The sequence below is a fragment of the Inquilinus sp. genome, assembly GCF_057815775.1.
Window position 1 is genome coordinate 1 of the sequence record NZ_JBYRFX010000452.1, and the last position, 4380, is coordinate 4380.

Here is a 4380-nt window from a genome sequence, read left to right on the forward strand (position 1 = left end):
CCGGAGGCGCTGCAGGACGAGGCGGCGGCCCTGGCCCGGTCGCTGGCCGACGGCCCGACCTTCGCCCACGCCATGACCAAGCGGATGCTGCACCAGGAATGGGATATGGGCGTCGACCAGGCGATCGAGGCTGAGGCCCAGGCCCAGGCGGTGTGCATGCAGACCCGGGATTTCCGCCGCGCCTTCGACGCCTTCGCCGCCAAGGCGAAGCCGGTGTTCGAGGGGAACTGAACCATGGCCGACCGCAGCTTCCTCGACTGGCCGTTCTTCGAAGACCGGCACCGTGCCTTGGCGCTGGAGCTCGACGCCTGGGCCGCCAAGGTGCTGCCAGGCCTGATCGACCATCACGACGTCGACGCCTCCTGCCGCCGCCTGGTCGCGGCGCTGGGCGAGGCCGGCTGGCTGCGCCACGCCGTCCCCGCCAGCCATGGCGGGGTGTCGGACCGGCTCGACGTCCGCAGCCTGTGCCTGATCCGCGAGACCCTGGCCCGGCATGACGGGCTGGCCGATTTCGCCTTCGCCATGCAGGGGCTCGGCACCGGCTCGATCAGCCTGTTCGGCACCGACGCGCTGAAGGACCGCATCCTGCCGCCAGTGCGCGACGGCCGCGCCATTGCCGCCTTCGCCCTGTCCGAACCCGATGCCGGCTCCGACGTCGCCGCGATGAGCACGACCGCCGTGCCGGACGGGCCGGACGCGGTGCGGATCGACGGCGTGAAGACCTGGATCTCCAATGGCGGCATCGCCGACCACTATGTCGTCTTCGCCCGCACCGGCGAGGCGCCGGGCGCCCGCGGCCTGTCCGCCTTCCTGGTGCCGGCCGACGCGCCCGGCCTGACGGTGGCGGAGCGAATCGAGGTGATCGCGCCGCATCCGCTGGCGACGCTGCGCTTCGAGAACTGCCGAGTGCCATTGGCCGACCGCATCGGCGGGGCGGGAGAGGGGTTCAAGGTCGCGATGGCGACGCTGGACGTGTTCCGCTCCACCGTCGGCGCCGCGGCGCTCGGCTTCGCCCGGCGGGCGCTGGACGAGGCGCTGGGCCGCGCCCGCAGCCGGCAGATGTTCGGCGCGCCCCTCAGCGATCTCCAGCTCAGCCAGGCGGCGCTGGCCGACATGGCGACCGAGATCGACGCCAGCGCCCTGCTGATCTACCGCGCCGCCTGGGCCAAGGACCGCGGCGCGCCGCGGGTCACGCGCGAGGCCTCGATGGCCAAGATGTTCGCGACCGAGGCGGCGCAGCGCGTGATCGACCGTGCCGTGCAGCTGTTCGGCGGCCTCGGCGTCATGCGCGGGGTGAAGGTCGAGGAGCTATATCGCGAGATCCGGGCGCTGCGCATCTACGAGGGCGCCACAGAGGTTCAGAAGATCGTCATCGCCCGCCAGCTGCTGGCCGAGGCCGAGTGACGGCATAAGAAACGGGAGAGGCGTGATGGAGACGAAAAGCGCGCATGTCGACCGCTTCGCCGGCGACAACCTTCCGCCGCGGGACCAGTGGCCGGAATTCCGCTTCACCCTGCCGGCGCTGCAATACCCGGCGCGGCTGAACTGCGTGGCCGAGCTGCTGGACCGCCATGTCGCCGAAGGCCGTGGCGACCGGCCCTGCCTGATCGGCCCCGGCGTCGAATGGTCCTATGCCGAGCTGCTGGACCGGGTGAACCGCATCGCCCATGTTCTGGTGCGGGATTTCGGGCTGGTGCCCGGCCACCGCGTGCTGCTGCGGTCGGCCAATAACCCGATGATGGTCGCCTGCTATCTCGCCGCGCTGAAGGCCGGGGCGGTGGTGGTCGCGACCATGCCGCTGCTCCGCGCCAAGGAGCTGGCCTTCATGATCGAGAAGGCGCGGATCGGGCTGGCGATCTGCGACGCCAAGCTGCTGTCGGATCTGGAAGCGGCGCGGCCGCTGGCCCCGGCGCTGGAGCATATCCTCAGCTTCGGCGGCGACGGCGGCGATCTCGAAGCCCGCATGGCATCGGCCCCGGTCGAGTTCGCGCCGGTCGACACGGCGGCGGAGGATATCTGCCTGATCGGCTTCACTTCGGGCACCACGGGGGTGCCGAAGGGCACGATGCACCATCATCGCGACCTGCTGGCGATCTGCGACGCCTATTCCGGCCAGGTGCTGCAGCCTCAGGCGGAGGACCGCTTCATCGGCAGCCCGCCGCTGGCCTTCACTTTCGGCCTGGGCGGGCTGGTGCTGTTCCCGATGCGGGTCGGCGCCTCGACCGTGCTGCTGGAAAGGGCGTCGCCGGCGGAGCTGCTGGACGGCATCGAACGCTTCCGCCCGACCATCTGCTTCACCGCCCCGACCGCCTATCGCGCCATGCTCGGCCAAAAGGTGGGGCGCGATCTGTCCAGCCTGCGCCGCTGCGTCTCGGCCGGCGAGGCGCTGCCGGCCGCCACCTTCGAGGCCTGGCGCGACGCCACCGGGATCGAGATCACCGAGGGCATCGGCGCGACGGAGATGCTGCACATCTTCATCGCCTCGCGGCCCGGCGCGGTGCGGCCGGGCGCCACCGGCACGGTGGTGCCGGGCTATGAGGCGCGGATCGTCGACGATGATTTCAACGATGTGCCGGATGGCGAGGCCGGCCGGCTGGCGGTGCGCGGCCCGACCGGCTGCCGCTACCTGGCCGACGACCGCCAGCACGCCTATGTCCGCGACGGCTGGAACCTGACCGGCGACACCTATCGCCGCGATGCCGACGGCTATTTCTGGTACCAGGCGCGGTCGGACGACATGATCGTCTCCGCCGGTTACAACATCGCCGGGCCGGAGGTAGAGAACGCGCTGATGACCCATCCGGCGGTGCAGGAATGCGGCGTGGTCGGCGTGCCCGACCCGGATCGCGGCCAGATCGTGAAGGCCTATGTCGTGCTGAAGCCCGGCACGCCCGCCAATGCCGAGACGCTGAAGGCGCTGCAGACCCATGTGAAGGCCGAGATCGCGCCCTACAAATACCCGCGGGCGATCGAATTCCTCGACCGGCTACCGCGCACCGAGACAGGCAAGCTGCAGCGTTTCCAACTGCGCCGCATCGCCGACACCCCGACAGCTTCGGCTAAGGCGTCATGAGCGAAACCCGCCGCGCCCCGCTCGCCGCCGCCGACCTGCCGGCAGCCGCCTTCACCATGCGGCAGCCGATCCGGTTCGAGCATTGCGACACCGCCGGCATCGTTTTCTTCGCCCGCTACTTCACCATGATGCAGGGCGCGGTGGAGGATTGGTTCGGGACGGGGCTCGGGCTCGACTATGCCGGCATCATCCAGCGCCGCCGGGTCGGGCTGGGCTATGCCCATGCCGAATGCGATTACTTCAAGCCGGGCCGGCTGGGCGACGCGCTCGGCCTGACCGTGCTGGTCGACACGGTCGGCCGCAGCTCGATCGGCCTGGCCGTCCACGGCCACCGCGACGGCGAGGCGGTGCTGGCGGGGCGGCTCGTCCTGGTCACCACGGCGCTGGACGAGGCGGCGGCGATCCCGATCCCGGCTGACATCCGGGACGCGGTGGAATCCTATCAGCGGAGATGTGCGACGTGACGATGATCGGGCAAGCCGAAGGCCTGGTGGCGCTGCAGCCGGAAGGCTGGCCGGCGCCGCGGGGCTATGCCAACGGCATGATGGGGCGCGGCCAGGTGATCTTTGTCGGCGGCCAGATCGGCTGGGATGCGGCGGGGCAGTTCGCCGACGGTATGGTCGGCCAGATCGCCCAGGCGCTGCGCAACATCCTGGCCGTGCTGGCCGAGGCCGGGGCCGGGCCGCAGCACATCGCCCGGCTGACCTGGTACGTCACCGACATGGAGGCCTACCGCGCCAACCTCAAGCCGCTCGGCCGCGCCTATCGCGAGGTGATGGGCGCGAATTACCCGGCGATGGCGGTGATGCGGGTGATCGAGCTGGTCGAGCCCGCCGCGCTGGTCGAGATCGAAGCGACTGCGGTTCTGCCGGAGTGAGGATCATGCGTGGTGTTTCCGCTTCCCTTCCATTGTCATTGCCGGGCTTGACCCGGCAATCCAGAGGATGCCGACAGTCTCTGGATGCCCGGATCAAGTCCGGGCATGACAGATGGGGTGACCCCGTGCCGCTCTATGACGAACTCAGCTGCCCGGACTGCCGCAGGGCCTTGTTGACCTGCTTGCCGAGCCAGGCCGCGACCGCGGCCGGGTCTTCCTTCTTCAGCAGCACCCGGCCGATCGAATCCTCCATCGCCCGGGTGACCTGGCCCAGCGCCACCGGCGGGAACACCACGCCGCTGGGCGCCAGCGAGGCGAAGCCCTGGCCCCACAGGTCCGGGCTGACGACATCCCGGCGCACCGAGGTCGTCGGCCGCCCCGCCGCCTGGTAGTCCTTGCCCGCCATGAAGGAGGCGAACTCCCAGACCTC

The 4380-nt window shown here is 70.5% G+C and carries 6 protein-coding genes; 5 read left to right on the top strand and 1 reads right to left on the bottom strand.

Annotation, left to right across the window (positions count from 1 at the left end):
• The 5 genes from AC3XYG_RS16065 to AC3XYG_RS16085 all read left to right on the top strand — a co-directional run.
• A partial coding sequence (locus tag AC3XYG_RS16065) for an enoyl-CoA hydratase-related protein (RefSeq protein ID WP_489140853.1) occupies window positions 1-231 on the top strand: 231 nt, incomplete at its 5' end.
• A gap of 3 nt (window positions 232-234) precedes the next feature.
• Entirely contained in the window at window positions 235-1404 is a 1170-nt protein-coding gene (locus tag AC3XYG_RS16070; RefSeq protein ID WP_489140854.1) for an acyl-CoA dehydrogenase family protein, read from the top strand.
• A gap of 25 nt (window positions 1405-1429) precedes the next feature.
• Window positions 1430-3073: a benzoate-CoA ligase family protein gene (locus AC3XYG_RS16075; protein ID WP_489140855.1), complete on the top strand. Its 1644-nt coding sequence runs from the start codon at window positions 1430-1432 to the stop codon at window positions 3071-3073.
• Window positions 3070-3537 (top strand): acyl-CoA thioesterase, encoded by a 468-nt coding sequence (locus tag AC3XYG_RS16080; RefSeq protein ID WP_489140856.1) that lies wholly within the window; start codon window positions 3070-3072, stop codon window positions 3535-3537. The genes AC3XYG_RS16075 and AC3XYG_RS16080 overlap by 4 nt, the downstream gene beginning before the upstream one ends.
• 2 nt (window positions 3538-3539) lie before the next feature.
• Window positions 3540-3950, top strand: coding sequence for a RidA family protein (locus tag AC3XYG_RS16085; RefSeq protein ID WP_489140858.1), 411 nt, complete (start codon window positions 3540-3542; stop codon window positions 3948-3950).
• A 133-nt stretch (window positions 3951-4083) separates the two neighbouring features.
• Here AC3XYG_RS16085 and AC3XYG_RS16090 read toward each other — a convergent pair.
• The coding region (locus AC3XYG_RS16090; RefSeq protein ID WP_489140857.1) for a hypothetical protein at window positions 4084-4380 on the bottom strand (297 nt) is incomplete at its 5' end.